Below are 854 nucleotides of genomic sequence, written 5' to 3' on the forward strand. Positions count from 1 at the left end.
ACATCACCATGAAGGGAGAAATTGTGAGACAGTTGCGCATTGATGCCAACGCCGCCTTCAATTGCAGGTCCCATAGGATCAAGGTCAAAGTTTCTACCAATATGAATGGTACCATTATCACCAAAGGTTTTGATCAAGTTTACTTTTCCATAGAAAGACATCGGACGGTTGTTTTCAGTGGAAATAGTTTTTGTCAAACGTCCACCAACACGGATCAACCATTGAGAAGGATTTTTCATATCAACGGTAAAATTATCAGCATCTTCAATGGTATTAAACATCAAATGTTGATAGGCAATTTGTGCTTGTGGCTCAAATGTTAAGCCTTCCATTCCAGTTGCAAACTCTTTGCCAACGGTGGTGGAGATACTCAACATTTTGGCGTTTTTCAATTTTGCGGTTTTGCCAATGATAGCATTGCCGATATCTCCCTTTATTATCCCATAGGACAAGAGTGTATCCATATAGAAACCATTGTCATGCTGCACGCTGCCATAAGCTGTTAGTGACCATTTATCCAATGTGCTCTTACTGGCATCCGCTATGTCCTTTGGAGTGAAAGACAGCCGCCCATAGGTGCCTACAAGACCGAAATGTGTTGTGGTATTTTGTCCTTCTAATGCCGCGAATGTGACTCCGGCTTGGAGAGCAGCATAGCGGATATCAGCACCATAACCATATTTGAGAGGTCCGCGTTCAGAAGATAAGGTTCCTGTGTTTCCGTAAGTATAGAGGAAGAAACCGGTTTGTTTTTCCTCTTCTTTTCCTAAGACAGATGTTCTGATATTGGCTAAAAGCGCGTTTTGTTTAGCCATATCGGTTAATCCACTATAGAAGAGAGCATTTGGCATGAC

At 42.0% G+C, this 854-nt stretch carries 1 protein-coding gene; it reads right to left on the reverse strand.

Annotation, left to right across the window (positions count from 1 at the left end; genetic code table 11):
* A partial coding sequence (locus ACFIQE_RS11020) for an autotransporter domain-containing protein (protein WP_375707767.1) occupies nt 1-854 on the reverse strand: 854 nt, incomplete at both ends.

Origin of the sequence: Bartonella sp. AA1HLJMS (assembly GCF_042197445.1) — a bacterium.
GTDB lineage: Bacteria > Pseudomonadota > Alphaproteobacteria > Rhizobiales > Rhizobiaceae > Bartonella.